This window comes from Actinoplanes palleronii (assembly GCF_016862315.1).
Taxonomy (GTDB): domain Bacteria; phylum Actinomycetota; class Actinomycetes; order Mycobacteriales; family Micromonosporaceae; genus Actinoplanes; species Actinoplanes palleronii.
On sequence record NZ_BOMS01000125.1, the window covers coordinates 1 to 17,586 of the forward strand.

Annotated in this window: 12 protein-coding genes; 3 read left to right on the forward strand and 9 right to left on the reverse strand. The window is 73.9% G+C overall.

Annotated elements, in window-relative coordinates; translation table 11 throughout:
- The first annotated feature begins 560 nt into the window (after positions 1 to 560).
- Together Apa02nite_RS37425 and Apa02nite_RS37430 are read left to right on the forward strand one after the other, a co-directional pair.
- Positions 561 to 836, forward strand: coding sequence for a hypothetical protein (locus Apa02nite_RS37425; protein ID WP_203829265.1), 276 nt, complete (start codon positions 561 to 563; stop codon positions 834 to 836).
- Positions 836 to 2,275, forward strand: a complete 1,440-nt coding sequence (locus Apa02nite_RS37430; protein WP_203829266.1) for a hypothetical protein — start codon at positions 836 to 838, stop codon at positions 2,273 to 2,275. Before Apa02nite_RS37425 ends, Apa02nite_RS37430 begins: the two co-directional genes overlap by 1 nt.
- 35 nt (positions 2,276 to 2,310) lie before the next feature.
- Here the strand turns inward: Apa02nite_RS37430 and Apa02nite_RS37435 are convergent, their stop codons facing one another.
- From Apa02nite_RS37435 to helR, 7 genes are all read right to left on the reverse strand, one after another.
- Positions 2,311 to 2,823, reverse strand: coding sequence for a hypothetical protein (locus tag Apa02nite_RS37435; protein WP_203829267.1), 513 nt, complete (start codon positions 2,821 to 2,823; stop codon positions 2,311 to 2,313).
- Positions 2,820 to 4,766 (reverse strand): elongation factor G, encoded by a 1,947-nt coding sequence (locus Apa02nite_RS37440; RefSeq protein ID WP_203829268.1) that lies wholly within the window; start codon positions 4,764 to 4,766, stop codon positions 2,820 to 2,822. Before Apa02nite_RS37440 ends, Apa02nite_RS37435 begins: the two co-directional genes overlap by 4 nt.
- 385 nt (positions 4,767 to 5,151) lie before the next feature.
- Positions 5,152 to 7,839, reverse strand: a complete 2,688-nt coding sequence (locus Apa02nite_RS37445) for an FtsX-like permease family protein (RefSeq protein WP_203829269.1) — start codon at positions 7,837 to 7,839, stop codon at positions 5,152 to 5,154.
- Positions 7,836 to 10,961, reverse strand: coding sequence for an FtsX-like permease family protein (locus tag Apa02nite_RS37450; protein ID WP_203829270.1), 3,126 nt, complete (start codon positions 10,959 to 10,961; stop codon positions 7,836 to 7,838). Before Apa02nite_RS37450 ends, Apa02nite_RS37445 begins: the two co-directional genes overlap by 4 nt.
- Positions 10,958 to 11,626, reverse strand: a complete 669-nt coding sequence (locus Apa02nite_RS37455; protein WP_067698787.1) for an ABC transporter ATP-binding protein — start codon at positions 11,624 to 11,626, stop codon at positions 10,958 to 10,960. Before Apa02nite_RS37455 ends, Apa02nite_RS37450 begins: the two co-directional genes overlap by 4 nt.
- Entirely contained in the window at positions 11,623 to 12,501 is an 879-nt protein-coding gene (locus tag Apa02nite_RS37460) for an ABC transporter ATP-binding protein (protein ID WP_067698789.1), read from the reverse strand. The genes Apa02nite_RS37455 and Apa02nite_RS37460 overlap by 4 nt, the downstream gene beginning before the upstream one ends.
- Positions 12,502 to 12,820: 319 nt before the next feature.
- Complete coding sequence (helR, locus tag Apa02nite_RS37465) at positions 12,821 to 14,959, reverse strand: RNA polymerase recycling motor ATPase HelR (protein ID WP_203829271.1); 2,139 nt, start codon at positions 14,957 to 14,959, stop codon at positions 12,821 to 12,823.
- A 244-nt stretch (positions 14,960 to 15,203) separates the two neighbouring features.
- Here helR and Apa02nite_RS37470 point away from each other — a divergent pair, with 244 nt between their 5' ends.
- Positions 15,204 to 15,902, forward strand: a complete 699-nt coding sequence (locus tag Apa02nite_RS37470; protein WP_203829272.1) for a helix-turn-helix transcriptional regulator — start codon at positions 15,204 to 15,206, stop codon at positions 15,900 to 15,902.
- A gap of 3 nt (positions 15,903 to 15,905) precedes the next feature.
- On the opposite strand, the gene Apa02nite_RS37475 is transcribed toward Apa02nite_RS37470, so the two are convergent.
- Both Apa02nite_RS37475 and Apa02nite_RS37480 read right to left on the reverse strand, forming a co-directional pair.
- Entirely contained in the window at positions 15,906 to 16,928 is a 1,023-nt protein-coding gene (locus Apa02nite_RS37475; protein ID WP_203829273.1) for a maleylpyruvate isomerase family mycothiol-dependent enzyme, read from the reverse strand.
- Positions 16,925 to 17,530 carry a sigma-70 family RNA polymerase sigma factor gene (locus Apa02nite_RS37480; RefSeq protein ID WP_203829274.1) on the reverse strand — a complete coding sequence of 202 codons (606 nt, stop codon included), beginning with the start codon at positions 17,528 to 17,530 and terminating at the stop codon, positions 16,925 to 16,927. The genes Apa02nite_RS37475 and Apa02nite_RS37480 overlap by 4 nt, the downstream gene beginning before the upstream one ends.
- Between the last annotated feature and the right edge of the window lie 56 nt (positions 17,531 to 17,586).

Consider the following 17,586-nt stretch of genomic DNA (forward strand, 5'->3'; position numbering starts at 1 on the left):
CAACACCGAGCGACGGGACAACCCGGCCCGCAACGACACCCCTACCCACCTGCACCCGAACACATCAGGAACCACCCCAAGACCGCAGAGCCTCACCGAGATCAAAATAGGCTGAGCGGCATTGGGCGGTGCGTGGCTGGTGGTGAGGGGTGTGTCCCGCTTGTTGTGGCAGCCTCAGCACCAGCTGACCGGATGCAGCTGGCTATGGCGACCGCCGATCAGCAACCTGCCTGTCGCGGAAGCCATCGACCCGTGGTGAGGGGATGTCGGCGGGCCAGCCGCAATGTTGGTTCTCGACCAACTGATCGCGTGCTTCCACAGCCCTCAGCCGGGCGGTCCATGCCACGCATTGCCGGGATCACGACCCGCTGCCGCCCCGCCGCACACCACCTTGATCAGGTGCTGCCACCACCCAAATGGCCGTTTGCGAACCCATGCTGCCCGGATCTCGGCTGTTCGCGGACCCACGCCCGTCCCGGCTGGCACGCCCGCACCCGAACTGACCATGCGGCCGACGTGTACACCCCGACGAGCATCAGCCGAGGGGAGAAAGAAGCGTCATGATCGATCAGCTGCACGTCGACCCGGCCCTGCTGGAATCCATCGCCGACCGCCTCCGCCGCGCCGGCGCCGCGCTCGGCGGGATCGGCGAGCCGCCCCCGCTGGACGCCGGCGAGGCCGCCGCGGCAACCGCCGAGCTGCTCGCCACGATCGCGGCGAGCACCGCCAACCTGGCCGGTGGCCTGCAGACCGCCGCGGGCCGGGTCGCCGACGCGGGCCTGCTCTACCAGGCGGAGGACCGCGCCGCCGCCCTGAAGATCAGCGGGGCGCCGTGATGCCGATCGACACCCGCCTGGACGGCGACCCGGGAACGATCTACGCCACCTCGCAGTGGCTGCGCGCCAACCTGGCCGCGGAGGTCTCGGCCGGCGCGACCGCGCTGCACACGGTCGGCGCCGACGCCGCGGACCGCTGGCACGGCGTGGCCGGCCGCGCGTTCCGGACCCGGATGTCCGACGCCGGGGTCAAGGCCGACGTCCTGCACGACGAGATCTTTCGTACGGCCGGAGCCCTGAAACGCTACGCCGACGGCCTGTCCTCGGCGCAGAGCCGGATGGCTCGCGCGCGCGAGATCGCCGCCGAGGCCGGTCTGCCGGTCGATGGTCAGCTCATCCTCGAGCCGGGCGCCGCGCCCACGGTCCCCGGTTTGCCCGCGGCCGCGACCCCGGCGATGGTCGCGGCCCGCAACTCCGCGACGGTGGCCCTGGCCGCGCACCAGCGCCAGGTGGCTGCCTATCAAGAGGCCGATGCCGAGGTACGCCGTGCCCGCGCCGAAATGGACGAGAACCGCCGCGCCGTCGAGCAGCGAGTCACCGACTCCCGCCGCCAGCCGATCATCCAGCCCGCCGACCTCGCCGCCGGAGCCGGCCTCGGCCGGTCAGCAGCCGGCGTGGCAGCCGGTGCCATCGCCGGCGCCGCAGCAAACGGCAGCGCCTCCCGCCTCTCCCCGAACAGCGTCTCCATCGGCGCGGCAGTCGGCGCCGCCGCCCAGTCCGCCGCGGGCCTCACCGGCAACGCCTCCACCCCGCCCCCGACCAGCAGCGGCTCTCTCGGCGCGGCAGTCGGCGCAACCGCCACCGCAGTCGCCGGCGGCCTGGCCGGCAACGCGGGTCTCGGCGCGAGTGTCGGCGCTGCCGCTGCCACAGTCGCCGGTGGTCTTGCCGGCAACGCCTCGGTCGGTGCCGGTGTCGGCGCAGGCGCCGCTGCTGTAAGCGGCGCCCTCGCTGGCAACACCGCGACCGGCGAGGGCGTCGGTGCCGGAGCAGCCGCTGCCGCCGCCGGCCTGAGCGAAAACAACGCACCGAGCGAGGACAGCAGCCTCACCCCAGCCCCGAACCATGCCCAGCCGACCCCCGACACCGGCGAGACGAGCAAGGGCAGCGAAGCCGCCGCCGGCCAACCGGCACCCGAGAATGGCAGCAAGCCCACCCCGGAAAGCAACGAAATCAGCAAGAACGGCGACTCCGCCACGAACGACTCGAAGCCCGCGCCGGACAACGCCAGTGAATCGGGGAGCAAGAGTGGCGATGCCGCGATCAGTGAGGCCAAGCCCGCGCCCAGCAGCGAATCGGGGAGCAAGAGCGGCGACGCCGCGATCAACGAAGCCAAGCCCGCGCCCAGCAATGAACCAGCGAACAAGAGCGGCGCCGCCGACGCCGAACTCACGCCGAACCATGGCGAGAACGCCGCCATTCACCCCCGCAACGCAAGGTGACCACGCCCGCACCGGGAAACCACCCGGTGCGGGCCTCAAGGCTCCATCGGCGAACCAGGCAGGCCGGCCTCGACCCGCCACGGACCCGCCGCCGCCGGCCCGGTCCGCGCCAGCTGCGAGATCGCCCGCACGGCCGCCCGGAACCCGCGCACCAGCTCCCGCCCGTTCACCGCCTGCCACTCGTCGTCCCGGACCGAGTGCACCCCGTGAAACGTCTGGCACAGGCACATCACGTCCGCGAAGGCCCACACCGTGAGCAGCGGCGCCGCACCGCCCCAGGAGATCACCACGCCGAGTTCGATCGAGTCGTCCGGCTCGGCGAAGCTGACGTCGATGCTGATCAGCGGCTGGTCGCTGTTGCTCTCCGCGGTGGCCGGCGGCGCGACGTGGTCCGGGAACCAGTGACAGGCCCCGCGTCCGTCGAGTTCGGACCCGATCCGGGCCAGGTCGCCGAGCACCGCGTGGTACTCACCGGGCAGCACCTCGGCCAGCGGAATGTCGGCGAATGACGCTACCCGCACCAGGCCCATCACCCCATCGTCGGTCACTGCGGCAACCCGGCCCGGCGCAGCACCCGCAGCAGGTACTCCTTCCGGTCCCGCGGGTCGGGCCCGGTCCGCTGCCGCACTGGCGCCGAACCTCGTACCGGAGCGTGATGGTCGAACGCGCTCTCCAGCACCCCTTCACCGCGGGTCAGCGCGGGCAGCCGCCGTTGCAGCGCGTGCACCCGAGCGGCCGGGATCTCCCCGCTGACCACTGAGGGTGATGTCGCCAGTGGTACCGCCCCCAGCCGCCCGAGCAGCGGCAGCACGGCCGGCACGGTGTCCGGGGGCATCTCGGCCCGGAATGCGTGGATCGGCTCCAGCACCACGGTCCCGGCCCGGCGGACCGCGGCCATCAGCACCAGCGGCGTCAGGCTGCGGAAATCTCCGGCGGTGCTCGACATGCTCTTGTCGAAGACCGCATGCGCATGCGACTGCCGCGCCGAATACCCGGAATGCGTCATCACCACCGCGCAGTCCGGCACCGGCCAGCCGTGCAAGCCCTGCCGCAGGGTCTCGTGCACGGTCTGCTCCACGGCCGCGAAGAACGCCGGCGGCATCGATCCGGGCTCCACCTCGAGACCGAAACTGACACCTGCTCCCACGGGCGCCGGTGCCACCCGCAGACCGATCGTCGCGAGGAACGGGTTCGGGTCGACCTTGTTGAACTCGACCGCCGCGCCGACCCCGCAGAGCCGTTCCACGTGCAGCGTGGTGGTCTCCCGGAATGTCACGGCGAGCCCGTACTGCTCCGCGAGCGTCGCCTCGACGACCTCCTTCTGCACCTCGCCGTAGAGCGACACGTACACCTCTTGCCGCTCGTCGTCCTGGCGCAGATTGATCAGGGGGTCCTGCTCCGCGAGCTCGGCGAGCGCCGCGTGCAATGCTCCGCGCTCCGCGCGTCGGGCCGCGATCACCGCCGTCTCCAGGCTGGGCGGCGCGAAGGACGACCGCTTCGTTTCCTCCGGTACGGCGGGGGAGTCCGGCGAGGCGTTTTTTGATCGTACGATCAAAGCGTCACCGACCCGAGCGGACCCGAGCCCGCGCACCTTGCCGATCTGACCCGCGGTGATCGCGTCGCAGGCGCGGGCGGCACCGTCCGCGAACACCGCGATCCCGGTCACCCGGTCCGGCCCCGCGACGTCGCGCACGTGCAGCGAACCGCGGAACATCCGCAGGTAGGCGAGCTTCTCCCCGGCCGGCCCGCGCTCCACTTTGAAGATCGTCCCGGCGGGCGGCCCCGCGGCCCGAACCGGCGCCGGCGGCAGCAGCCGGACGATCCCGTCCACAAGATCATCGATGCCGGCCCCGGTGATCGCCGACCCGAAGTAGACCGGATGCACCCGCTCGCGCACCCGGATCGGCGGCGCCGGCCGGTCCTCCACGAACGCGGCGAGCACCTCGTCGTCGTGCTCGGCCAGCCGCAGCAGATCCGCGGCACTGCGGACTTTCGCGTCGCGGGTGCCGAGACCGTCCACCCGGCTCATCGGCACGATCGCCGGACTGATCCGGGCCGCGATCTCGTCGAGCAGCGTGCCGAACCGGGCCCCGCCACGATCCACCTTGTTCACGAAGATCAACGTGGGGATCCGCAGCCGGTGCAGCGTGCGGGCGATCACCCGGGTCTGTGCCTGCACGCCCTCGACCGCCGAGACGACCAGGATCGCCCCGTCGAGAACGGCAAGAGCCCGTTCCACCTCGGCGATGAAGTCCGGATGCCCGGGGGTGTCGATCAGGTTGACGGTCCGCTCGCCCAGCCGGAACGACACGACCGCGGACTTGATGGTGATCCCGCGACGCCGTTCCAGGTCCAGGGTGTCGGTCTGCGTGCTGCCGTGATCGACGCTGCCGATCTCGTCGATGACACCGGCGGTGTGCAGCAGCCGCTCGGTGAGGCTGGTCTTACCGGCGTCGACGTGCGCCAGAATGCCGAGATTGAGAATGCTCAAGCGTCATGTCCTCAGAAGTGGGCCGAATACCTTCCACGAATGACATGAACGCAGCTCGCATCGCCGTTCTCTTTCCTCTCGGAACCCTGACCCGCCCACCCCATCAGCCCCGCCCAGCCCCGGCAACCGAATATCGAGCGTGTGAAGTTGCGGTGCGCTATGCACCGAAAAGCCCCACACACCAGCCAGAACAGCCGAGTGTGTGAAGTTGCGGTCCGGATCGCACCGCAACTTCACACACTCGTGCTCGACGGCCGCGAGACCACCATGGCTGCTCGCCACATCCGCCCGGCTGGTCCTCACGGCTGTCAAAACGGGCGCGAGGCAGCCCTCAGCACCAGCCGGGGTCGCGACGCGGACGGCTGCCGCCCCGCGGGGCGGGAGGTCAGGCGCCGCCGACCCGCAGGACCTCGCTCAGGCGGCGTCGTCGGCGGGTCGCGGCCTCGGCCGGGACCACCAGGGTGACCATCACCGGGAAGGCCAGGACGATCAGCGCGAGGCCCGCCCAGGGCAGGATCAGCGCTGGGTCGTCCGGCTGGCCGGTGAGCAGGCGCAGCGCGAGCGGGCCGAGGGTCAGCCAGGCCAGCCCGGCGCCGAGCAGCGGGCCGCCGGCCGCCGCGAGCAGGGCCAGGGGCAGCAACTCGGCGGTGGCGACGCGGCGGGCCTCCCGGGTGCGCAGGCCCAGTGTCCGCAGCCGGCTCAGGGTCTGCCAGCGTTCCGGGGCGCCGGCCGCCGCGCCGAGCGCGAAGCCGAGCAGGCCGAGCGCGAGCAGCGTGCCCGCCGACGCCCAGGCCAGCCGGATCAGCCCGGTGACCAGCGGCGCGTCCCGGCGGGCGCGTTCCACGTCGGTGCGGATCTCGACGAGCGCGTCGCCCGCCGCGGCCTTGGCCGCCTGGGCCGCGCCGGGGCCGGTGACCCAGATCGTGTTCGGGACGACGGTCACCCCGGCGGCGGTCATCGCGGCCGCGTCGACGAGCACCACGTCCTCGCCGCCGCCGATCGCCGGCGCGACACCGACCGCGTCGAACGAGACCGGCGGCGCACCGTCGCGCGGCAGCTTCAACTGACTGCCGACACCCACCTTGCCGTCACCCGACCGGACCAGTGCCGGGACGGCACCGGACCCGGCGGGCAGCGGAGGCAGGGCGGTGAGCGGGGTGTCGGCCAGCAACGTGCGATAGGCGGCGCTGTCCACCACCACCAGCCGCGACGGCCGGGACGCGTCCCCGACCACCAGCGGCGCCACGTCGATGACCTGCGCCGCCACCACGTGCCGCACCCCGGCGGCACCCACCAGCTTGCGCACCATCTCGTCGGTGGCCGACGCCTTCCGGGGCGAGAGGTCGAGCCGGGCGTCCGCGCCCACCGTCCGCCACGCCCCGTCGGTCAGCCCCCGGTCCACCGTCGTGCTCACCGTCAACGCGAACGTCGCCAGCCCCGCCGCACTCACGAGAGCCAGCACCGGCAGCGCCCGCGCCGCCACGTACGCCGCCCGGGCCGCCCCGAACACGGCCAGGGGCCGGGTGGAGCGCAGCGCCTGCCGCAGCCGCAGCCCGGTCAGCGCGGGCAGCACCCGCAGCAGCACGAGCGCCCCGGTCAGCACCCCGAGCGCGGGCGCGGCGGCCGGCAGCAGCACGGTCCCGCCCGCCGACGGCAGCACGCCCCGCTGGTGCAGCACGGTCACCGCGGTCACCGCCGCGGCGAGCACGGTGGCCTCCCCGGTCAGCCGGCGCAGCGCCGCCGTCCGCCCGGCCCACTTCCGGGCGCTGCGGTTGGCCGGCACCCGGCGGTCGCGGGTCGCCCGGTACGCCACGACCAGCCCGAACGCCGGCCCGGCCAGCACCGCGGCCAGGCACACCGGCAGCAGCCAGCCCCACGCCACCCCACCGGCGACCAGCGCGGCCAGAAGCACGCCGAGCGCCGCCGCCCCGGCGGTGACAAGTACCGACTCGAGCAGCAGCTCCGCGCCGAGCGCGATCAGCGACGCGCCGCGCTGGCGGGCCACGGCCAGTGCCGCCGAGCGCCGGGCGACGAGCAGGTCGGCGGCCAGCAGCAGGATCAGCACGGCGACCACGGACACCGCGGCGAGCAGCACCGACGCCTGAGCCTGGGCCGCGTCGATCTCGTCGCGGACGTCGTGCAGGACCGCGTCGAGCTGGGTCGCCCACTGCGAGGCGTAGCCCCGGCTGGCCGACGACCCGGAGGACGCCTTGAGTGCCACCACTGTCGCCGCGAGTTGTTCCGCGGTGTCCAGGGTCAGTACGGCCGGATCGGGGCGGAACCGCACGGTCTTGCTGATCTCGTCGAGGCCGAACGCGAGGCGGGCGTCCGGTAGTGACTCCGCGGAGAGCAGGCCGCCGTACCGGGTGTTGCCGGCGCCGTCCATGCCGGGCGCCGGGTCGAGCAGCCACGGGGCGACCTGCCAGGCCGGGTCGGCCGGGTCGGTGGCGCGGAACACGCCGCTCACCCGTACATCCTTGGGGTTGCGCTGCTCGTCCTCGATCGTGAGGCGATCGCCTGCCCGGAGTCCCAGCCGCGTCGCGGTCTTCTCGGAGACGCCGACCTGCACCGGCCACGGCGGACCGTTCCACGGCGCTTCGACGTCCGGCTGCTCGGCGGCGGGCTTCGGCGCGCCGCCGGAGAGCCAGGTGACCGCGGGTCCGGTCGCGCCGGCCAGGTAGTTGAGCCGGAAGCTGCGCGGCTCGGTGTTGTTGAGCAGTTTCAGGTACGGGCTGTCGGTGAACTCGATCGGCGGCAGCAGCGAGTCCCGCAGCGAGCCGAGCTGATCCAGGGAACGGTCGCGCAGCTCGTCGAGGGCCTCGGTGGAGCGCGGGCTGCGGACCCGGCCGCCGCTGGAGCCGTCGTCGTATTCCCAGCGTGCCTCGACCTTCACGTCCGCGTCGTCCCCGGCCACGCTGACCGCCTGCCGGACCGCCTCGTCGGCGGTGCTGCGCAGCAGGACCGGCACCGACCCGGCCAGCACCGCGACCACCGCGACCACCACGGCCGAGAGTGTCAGCGGACCGGCGTCGGCCCGGGCCCGGCCGCGGACGCTGGGCCAGTGCAGATTCATGAGACCACCCGGATCTGGGCCGCACCGGCGCGGCGGGCCTGTACCCCGGCGACCACGCCGACGGCGAGGGTGCATCCGGCGACGAGCAGGGCGAGCAACAGCAGTTCGGCGCCCCACGGCCAGGCCGGTGTCACCGCCGGGATCGGCGGGGCGCCGGTCTCCGCGCGGACCAGCAGCGGCGCCACGGTCAGCGTGCCCAGCGCACCGACCAGCGCGCCCGCGGCGAGCAGCGGGAGCAGCACAAACGCGTGCTGGGCGAGCAGCGTGGTGCGGATCTCCCGCCCGGTCATCCCGATGCCGCGCAGCCGGGCCACCTCGCCGGCCCGGTCCCGCAGGTCGTGCGTGACGTGCAGCAGCACCCCGGCGAGCAGCAGCAGCACGGCGGCCGGGACGAGCAGCAGCAGCACGGCGGGCAGTCCGGCGTTGAGCGGTCCGGCGGTCAGCCGCGCGGTCTCGCCGGCCCGGGTCAGGACCGTGCCCAGGTGCAGGCCCTCGAGGTCGGTGCGGGTGGGTTCGCCGACCCACCAGGAATCCACCGGATATTCCAGGTCACCGCGGGCGGTCAGCACCCGCGACAGCGTGTCGAGATCAACGAGGACGGCCGCCGCTCCGGGCGCGGCGGGCACGTCAGGCACGATTCCGGCGATTTTTATCGGTACGGCGGTAGTGCCGACCGCCACCTCCAACGGCGAGCCGACGTGCACGCCGAGCCCGTCCGCGAGCCTGCGCGAGACCACCGCGGGCACCACCTCGGGCGCCGGGAACGCCATCGTGACCAGCGTCAGCGCACCGCCCTCGGACGCGCCGACCTGCACCGTGCCGGTCAGCCGCAGCCGGTTGCCGGCGGCACGGGCGGCAGGGAAGGCGATCTGACCGGCCATCGGCTCGGCGGACAGGGTGGTCCACCCGGTGATGTCACCGACCGGCCCGGGGGCGACGAGGGTGACCGCGATCTTGCTCTGGCCCGGCGCGACCAGGTCGTACGGGTCGTACTCCACCGGCAGCGCCACCGCGACCAGCCGCATCCCGTCGGCGGGCGCACACCCGGCGATCCGGTGCCGGGTCCCGTCCAGCGTGATCGGCGCGGCGGTGCACAGGGTGCGCAGCCCGCTCGGGTCCTGCAGCAGCAGCTTCGGCGCCACGGTCAGCGGCACCGACCCGGTCGCCCTACCGGCCAGCACGAACGTGCCGCCGACCGGCACCGGGCTGCCACCGGCGGGTGCGGCCGGGGCCAGTCCGCGGGTCACCCCGGCCCAGTCGTCGCCGTCCGGCAGCCGCCCGCGCAGCAGCTGCGCGGCGTGCGTGGTGTCGGTCGTGACCAGCTGGGGCGGGTCGCCGGCGCCGAGCCACTGACCGATCGCCAGGCCCTGCTTGCTGGCCGGGCTGACCACGCCGGCGCCGGTGGCCGCGGCGATCGCCCCGCCCTGCCCGGGGGTCGGCGGGGTGGCCAGGGTGACCGTGAGGTCGGTGCCGACGGCCAGGTCGGCCTGGTCGTGCTGGGACCGGTTCCAGGTGGCGTCGAGCGCGATCCCGAACGTGCCGGTCGCGGCGGCCAGGCAGATCAGCAGCCCGGCCGCGGCGGCCTGCGGGCGGCGCGCCGCCTCGAACGCGGCCAGCGGCAGCGGCAGCCCGTCGGCCCGCCGGGCGAGCCGGTCGGCGACCCGCAGCGCGGGCGGGACCAGCCGCAGCGCGAGGGCGGCGCCGGCGGTCAGCAGCAGCGCCGGCGCGAGCGTCTGCAGCAGGTCCGGGGTGGCCGACCGGGCGTGCAGCTGCCACCAGCCGAGCCCGGCGAACACCACGAGCAGCAGGTCGGCGCCGGAACGGGCGAGCAGCTCCCGGCGGCCGCGTTCGCCCGGCGCGGCCTCGGACCGGATCGCCATCAGGGTCAGGATCACGGTGAGCGCCAGCGCGCCGGCCGCCACCGCGAGCACCTGCCCGCCGCTGACCTGCGGCGCGGTGGCCAGCCCGGCACCGGACATCGGCGCCAGGTGGCTGAGCCCGGCGTGCAGGAGCGACGACAGCGGTACGCCCAGCGCCACCGCGGCCAGCGCGATCAGCCCGGCCTCCAGCACCGCGGTGACCGCGAGCTGGGCCCGGCTGGTGCCCAGCGCGGACAGCAGCGCGGTCTCCCCGGCGCGCAGCCCGGCGGTGAGCCGGCCGGCCAGGGCCAGCGCGGCCGCGGTGAGCACGGTGCCGAGCAGGGCCACGGCCAGCACCGCGGCCTCGGTGACGTCCTGCTGGTGCCGGGCGGCGATCAGGGTGCCGGTCAGCCCGGACGCGATCCGGGTGAACTGCGCCCGTTCACCGACCGTGCCGGTGAGCCGCGGGTCGGCGTCGAGCACGTTCGCGACCAGGGTGTTCAGCGTGGCCGGGGTGGCGTGCGACAGGTCCGGGTAGGCGGCGATCTCCATCCGGCTCAGCGACGAGCCGCCGTCGAGCAGGTCCGGCAGGGCGACCAGGAACGGCCCGTACGCCGGAAACGTCAGCATGCTGTCGCCGTCGTTGTGGTCGGCCTCGTAGCCGGCCCCGTCCAGCGGGTCGCGGTCCCAGCCGGCGCCGGGCAGGGGACGGGCGATGCCGACCACGGTGAGCAGCACGGCGGGGGCGGGGGAGTCCGGGGGTTTGGCGGCCAGGCGTACCCGGCTGCCGACCCGCAGCCCGAGCAGCTTCGCGGTCGACTCGAGCAGCACGGTCTCGGCGCGTGCCGGGTGCCCGGCGGCGCGCGGCCAGCGCCCGGTGACCAGCGCGGCCTTCTCCGGCAGGTCCTCGACGCCGGACAGGTAGGTGCGGGCGTCGTCGGTACGGCCGGGCAGCTCGCGGGTCACCGACGAGGCGCGCGCCGCCGTGGTCGCGCCGAACGGGGTGATCGCCGAGGTCAGCACGGCCCGGGTGGCGTCGGTGACCGCCGCGGCGTCCTTGCCGTCGATGTTCGCGGTGTACGCGGTGACCGTGGTCCGGTCCGGCTCGGCCTGTGCCGCCGCGACCCCGAGCGCCAGCGACGCACTGCGGGTCACCAGCAGCGCGCACACCCCGAGCAGGGTGGCGCCGAGGGTGACCACGGCGAGCAGGGCCGCCAGCACCGGCCACTGGGCGCGGGCCCGCCGGCCGAGCAGGGCGATCATGCGACGATCTGCCCGTCGCTGATCCGGATCACCCGGTCGGCGAGCGCCATCATCACCGGGTCGTGCGTCGAGACCAGCGCGGTGACGCCCTCGGACTCGACGACGCCGCGCAGCAGCGCCATCACCGACCGGCCGGTCTCCGCGTCGAGCTGACCGGTCGGCTCGTCGGCGATCAGCAGCCGGGGCGAGGCGGCCAGGGCCCGGGCGATCGCCACCCGCTGCTGCTGGCCGCCGGAGAGCTCGCCGGGGCGCTGCTCGGCGTGGTCGCTCAGCCCGACCAGGTCCAGCAGCAGCCGGACCCGCTTCTCCCGGTCGGCGGCCGGCGTGCGGACCAGACGCAGCGGCGCGCCGACGTTCTCGGCCGCGGACAGCACCGGGATCAGGCCGAACGTCTGGAAGATGTACGACACGGTGTCGCGCCGCAACTGCGACAGGCCGTCCTCGTCGAGCGCGGTGACGTCGTTGCCGTCGATGTGCACGGTGCCGGCGTCCGGGCGGTCCAGCCCGCCGATCACGTTGAGCAGGGTGGTCTTGCCCGAGCCGGAGCGGCCGACCAGGGCGACCATGGTGCCCGGCTCGATGTCGAAGGTGATGTCGCGCAGAGCGTGCACGGCGGCCGGGCCGGCGCCGAACGTGCGGTGCAGACCTCGTACGGAGAGAATCATCGGCCGTTCCTGTCCGGGTGGATCTGCACGTGGTCGGCTTCCAGCGCGAGCCGCACCCGGTTGGTGAGCTCCAGCGCCTCGCGGTACTCGCGGGGGACCTGGACCCGTCCGGCCCGGTCCATCACCGCGTACTCCTCGGCGATCACGTGGGTGTCGCCGTCGGCGTTGGTGGCGGTACGCCGCAGCACCTCGCTGCTGGTGCGCCCGTCCCGGATCGCGACGGTCCGTTCCACCTGGCCGCTGACCTCGGGGTCGTGGGTGACGACGACGACGGTCACGCCGTAGCGCTGGTTGACGTCGCGCAGCGCGCCGAACACCTCGGCCGAGGTGGCGGTGTCGAGCTCACCGGTGGGTTCGTCGGCGAACAGCACGTGCGGCCGGTTGGCCAGCGCGACCGCGATCGCCACCCGCTGCTGCTGCCCGCCGGACATCTGCCCGGGTTTACGGTCCGCGCAGTCGGTGACACCGAGCGCCTCGAGCAGCTCGTCGACGCGGTCCCGGCGCTCCTTGGGCGGCTTGCGCGCGGCCACCATCGGCAGGTCGATCACCTGCCGCGAGGTCAGGTACGGCACCAGGTTGCTGGCCGTCTGCTGCCGGACGAACCCGACCGTGTGCCGGCGGTAGCGCACCCGGTCGGCGCGCGACATGGCCAGCAGGTCCCACTGCTCGACCCGGGCCTTGCCGGCGGTCGGCGCGTCGATCCCGGCCAGGATGGACAGCATCGTCGACTTGCCGGACCCGGAGGCGCCCACCACGGCGACCATCTCGCCCCGGTTCACCACCAGGTCGAGCCCCTGCAGCGCCTGCACCTCGATCGATCCGGTCTGGTAGATCCGGACCAGGCTCTCGCAGACGATCAGCTCTTCCTCGGACACCGTTTCCCCCGGCCGCCGTCACCACGATCTTGGGCGTGCCTTTCTACCATGCTTGTTAACCGTCTCGATACCACCCGGGTGTGGTGCCGAAAACCGTCCGGAACACCTTCGATGAACGCGCCCCAGCCCTGGTTGTCAAAGCGACCGCGACGGCACGATGGCCGCTCGCCGGGCCCGGCTGGTGCTGAGGGCCGCTACCGCCGGCCGGATACGGCCGTGAGGACCAGCCGGGGTGGTGACGCGCGCTGCCTGCCGGGACCGGCCGCCCACCGTGCGGACGGCCGCGCCCGGCAACCTCGGTGACGCTGATCGGGAGCGGTCAGGTGGTGAGGATGACCAGGCGCTGGGTGGCTCGGGTCATCGCCACGTAGCGGTCGACCGCGCCCTCCACCCCGTCCCCGAAACGCTCCGGGTCGACGAGGATCACCAGGTCGAACTCCAGGCCCTTGGACAGCACCGGGCTCAGCGACCGCACCCGCGGCTCCGCGGGGAAGTCCGGGTCGCCGATCACGCACGCGACGCCTTCGGCGTTCGCCGCCAGCCAGTCGTCAAGGATGCGGCGCAATGCACCAACATTGTCCCGTACGACGGGGAGCCCGCTGCTGCGGATCGACGTCGGCACGTTGGCGTCCGGCAGCGCGGCCCGGATCACCGGTTCCGCCTCGGCCATGACCTCCTCGGGCGTCCGGTAGTTGATGCTCAGCGTGGCCAAGCCGATCCGGTCGAAGCCGACCCGCTTCAGCCGCTCGTGCCACGACTCGGTGAAGCCGTGCCGGGCCTGGGCGCGGTCCCCGACGATGGTGAAGCTGCGCGACGGGCAGCGCAGCAGCAGCATCTGCCACTCCGCGTCGGTCAGCTCCTGCGCCTCGTCCACCACGATGTGCGCGAACGGCCCGGCCAGCAGGTCCGGGTCGACGCCGCCGAGCGCCGCCTCGTCGACCAGCACGTCCTGGAAGTCCTCGCCGCGCAGCATGCTCATCAGGCCCATGCCGTACTCGTCGTCGGCGTTCTCGAGCAGGTCGTCGACCACCTGCATCTTGCGCTCGCGCTCGTGTGCGACGGCCGCGTTGTGCCGGACCTGGCGCTGTGCCGCCTCCGGGTCGCCGATCCGCTGCCGTGCGGCGTCGAGGATGGGCAGGTCGGCGACGGTCCACGCCTGCACGTCCGTACGCTGCAAGGTGGTGATCTCTTCGGCGGTCAGCCATGGCGCGGCCTTGCGCAGATAAGCGGGCACCGACCACAGATCGCCGACCACGTCGGCGGCCTCCAGCAGCGGCCACGCGCGGTTGAACACGGTCCGCAGGTCCCGGTTGCGCAGCAGGTTCCGGCGCAGCGAGGGTTCCGGCTCGTCGCCGCGGTACTTCTCGACCAGCCGGGTGAGCAGCTCCTGCCAGACCAGCTCGCGGCCCTCGTTGTGCGGGGTGCCGGGCTCGGCCGCGTCGAACACCTCGGCCCAGTCCCGGACGTTGAGCCGGATCTGTTCCTCGCCGACGGTGACGGTCACGGTCTTGGCCGGGGGCTCCTCGTAGAACCGGACCGCGGTCTCGACCGCCTTCACCAGCCCGGCCGACGCCTTGAGCCGGGCCACCGAAGGGTCGCTCTCCGGCCGGGCCGCGGCGCCCTCGGCGATCAGGTCACGCAGCGTGCAGGTCTGCACGTCCTCCTCGCCCAGGTTGGGCAGCACGTCGCCGACGTAGTTCAGGTACGGCTGGTGCGGCCCGACGAACAGCACCCCGCCACGGCGCTGCCCGAGCCGCGGGTCGTGATAGAGCATGTACGCGGTCCGGTGCAGCGCGACCACGGTCTTGCCGGTGCCCGGCCCGCCGTCGACGATCAGCGCGCCCTGCGACCCGGCCCGGATGATCGCGTCCTGGTCGGCCTGGATGGTGCCGAGCACGTCGCGCATCTTCGGTGACCGGTTGCTGCCCAGGCTGGCGATGAACGCGGACTGGTCGTCGAGCGACGCGTGGTGCCCGGCGAACTCGTCGGCGGTGAACACCTCGTCCCAGTAGTCGGTGATCTGCCCCCGGGTCCACCGGTAGCGGCGCCGGCTGACCAGGCCCATCGGGTTGGCGTGGGTGGCGCCGAAGAACGGCTCGGCGGCCGGCGAACGCCAGTCCAGCAGCAGCCGCCCGCCCTCGCCGTCGGTCAGGCCGAGCCGCCCGATGTAGACCGGCTCGCCGCCGTCCGCCGGGATCATGTGGCCGAGGCACAGGTCCAGCCCGAACCGGCGCATGGTGCGCAGCCGGGCACTGAGCCGGTGCACCTCGTTGTCGCGTTCGACGGCGTGCCCGAGCTCGCCGATCGGCGCCTTGCGGGCGACCTCGAGGCGGGCGGTCAGGTCGGCGAACGTCTTCTCCAGGGTCGCGGCCATCACCGCGAAGTGCTTCCCGTCCGCGGCGATCAGCGCCGGGTCGTCCTTGGCCGCGAGGTTCTCGGGCAGGGCGAACACGCTCACGCGGTCATCTCCATCGGCTCGATGTCGTCCGTCGCCAGCACCACACGCACCTGGATTCCCCCATTGTCGCTGCTCATCGCGTTGATGAGGGGATTGTGCAGGACGACCCGGGCCTTGCCGCAAGGGCGGGGGTCTGCTATATGTTGGAGGTGGAAAGAGGTGGGTTTTCCCTTTCCGTCCCCTTGATTCATCGCGGTGGATGGCACTGTTGATTCGTGCCCAGCTCAGGCCGTAGGTTCGAGCCATGGCCACCGGGCCCCGGTTCCGGTTCGATCAGGCGCTCGCCGACGTCTACGGCGACCTGCGCCTCACCCCGGTGCTGCGCCGCCTGCTCCGGCACACCCATCGCCTGACCGGCTCGATGGCCGCCACCGTCTCGCTGATCGACGCCGGGCACGGCCGCTACCTCAAAGCCGCAGAGTACGGCGCGTCCTGCCGCCTGGGCCAGACCTTCCCGCTCGACGAGGGCGCCACCGGCCGGGCGTTCGCCCTGCGCCGCCCGGTGGTGATCGCCGACTACGGCCGGCTGCGCTCCGGTCACCTGGCCGGCGCCGACCCGGCCCGGCGCGGACCCGTGGTGGCGGTCCCGATCTGGTGGCGCGGCGAGGTCATCGCGGTCACCGTGGTCTTCGCCACCCCGGTCGGCCTCGACGTGGACGAGCTGGAGGCCTTCACCCAGTCGGCGGCCGCCGCGATCGTCGAGTCCCGCCGCCGGTCGCCGGATGCCGGCGCGCCGGCCGGGCAGCACCCGTTCACGCCGCGCGAGGCCGAGGTGCTCGCGTTGCTGCGGTCCGGGCGTACCGACCGGGAGATCGCCGTCTGCCTGACGCTGTCGCCGAAGACGATCGAGAAACATGTCGCGGCGATCCGGCGCAAGACCGGGACCGGCAACCGTACGGCCGCGGTGCTCACCGCCCTGGACAACGGCTGGACGGCCCGGTGACGGTCACGGGACCGGTGCCATCGCGGGCGCGGCGGCCAGGAACTCCCGGGCCAGTGCGGTGTCGCCGCGGATCTCGGCGCCGACCAGCTCCGGGTCGCGCCGGGCGGCGGCCAGCCGGCAGAACTCGACGACCCCGAGGGTGATCTCCGCGGCCGGCCGGACGGTGGTCCCGGCCGTCGCCGCCGGGTCGAGCGGGACCGTCCACGTACCCCCGCCGTCGCCGGTGAGCCGCAGCCGGACGAACCGGTCGTGCGGCGCCGCGACCCGCCGTGACACCACGGCCGGCAACACCCGGGCGGCGAGATCCGCCATCGGGCGCAGGTGCTCGGGCAGCGGCAGCACGTACGTCCGGCCGAGCGCCCCGGCGATGTCCTCCCCGTGGATCCACGTCTCGAAGGCCCGGGCCGCGAGCGCGTCGGCCAGCGCGAGCGACAGGCCCAGGTACACCGTCGCGGTGGACGGGTGCCGCACCAGCGAGCGGCACACCGCGTCGGCCTGGTCGCGCCAGGCCCGCCGGGTCTGCTCGGCCGGCCGGCCCCGTTCGAGGCGCAGCACGGCAGCGGTCCGGTCGGCCGGTTTCTCGCCCGGCTCGGACGGCGGCTGCACCGGCACGCCGAGCGCGGCGGCCACCAGCCCGTCGGTCGCGGCCAGGTGCGCGACCAGGTCCCGCACCGACATCTCCTCGGCCGCGATCCGCTCCCAGTCCCCGGCGCCGAGGTCGGACAGCAGCAGGTCCAGGGCGGCGACCTGCGCGGCGTACGGCGCGGCGTAGGTCGGGGTGACCGCCGCCGGCGGGCGCCTGCCGTGCGCGGCGGTGAGCAGCCGGGTGAGTGACCCGGCCGGCCGGCGCAGCGGCGGACCGGCGAGGTCGGCGGCCGTCTCGCGCAGCAGGCGGGCCTCCCGCGCGCAGGCGGCGCAGGTGTCCAGGTGTGCCTCGACGAGGGCCTCCTCCTCGGCGGAGCAGGCGTTGAGTGCCCACGCCCCGATCAGCGGGACGATCGTCTGGTGGCTCGCCGTGTCGGTCATGACTGCTCCCCAGCATGAGCGTGGATGCCGTGCATCGCCACGGCCAGTCGCCGCAGCCCCTCGCGCAGCCAGGATTTCGCGGTGCCCTCCGGCACACCCAGATCGACCGCCACCTCACGGTAGGTGCGGCCTTCCAGATACGCCAGCGCGATCGCCCGGTGCAGGTTCTCCGGCAGCGCGCGCATCGCGGTGCCGAGCCGTTCGGCCGCGTCGGAGTCGGAGACCTGGTCGCCGACCGGGTCGCCGTGGCCGAGCGCCGCGACGTCCAGCCGCCCGTCCCGGGTCGCCCGGCGGTGCGTCTCCTCCCGGCGCACCAGGTCGACCGCGCGGCGGTGGGCCAGCATCGCCAGCCAGCCGCGCAGACTGCCCTTGGCCGGCTCGAACGCGAGCGGCCGCTGCCAGACGGCCAGGAAGACCTCCTGGGTGACGTCCTCCGCGGCGGCGCCGTCCCGGGTGACCCGGACGGCGATGGCGTAGACCAGCGCGCTGAACCGCTCGTGCAGGTCGACGAGGGCGGTCTCGTCGCCGAACACGAGCCGGTCGCGCAGCCTCGCGTCGTCGTGAGCCGTACCGGTGGAACGCTGCTCGAACAAGGTGCTCACCTCCACCTCGGCCTCACTTTACGGTCGTGGGCGCCTTTCCGGGAGCGCCAGGATGT

Coding starts and splice junctions, on each gene's coding strand:
- Apa02nite_RS37425 (WP_203829265.1), top strand. CDS start 561: ATGATCGATCAGCTGCACGTCGACCCGGCCCTGCTGGAATCCATCGCC.
- Apa02nite_RS37430 (WP_203829266.1), top strand. CDS start 836: ATGCCGATCGACACCCGCCTGGACGGCGACCCGGGAACGATCTACGCC.
- Apa02nite_RS37445 (WP_203829269.1), bottom strand. CDS start 7,839: ATGAATCTGCACTGGCCCAGCGTCCGCGGCCGGGCCCGGGCCGACGCC.
- Apa02nite_RS37450 (WP_203829270.1), bottom strand. CDS start 10,961: ATGATCGCCCTGCTCGGCCGGCGGGCCCGCGCCCAGTGGCCGGTGCTG.
- Apa02nite_RS37455 (WP_067698787.1), bottom strand. CDS start 11,626: ATGATTCTCTCCGTACGAGGTCTGCACCGCACGTTCGGCGCCGGCCCG.
- Apa02nite_RS37470 (WP_203829272.1), top strand. CDS start 15,204: ATGGCCACCGGGCCCCGGTTCCGGTTCGATCAGGCGCTCGCCGACGTC.
- Apa02nite_RS37475 (WP_203829273.1), bottom strand. CDS start 16,928: ATGACCGACACGGCGAGCCACCAGACGATCGTCCCGCTGATCGGGGCG.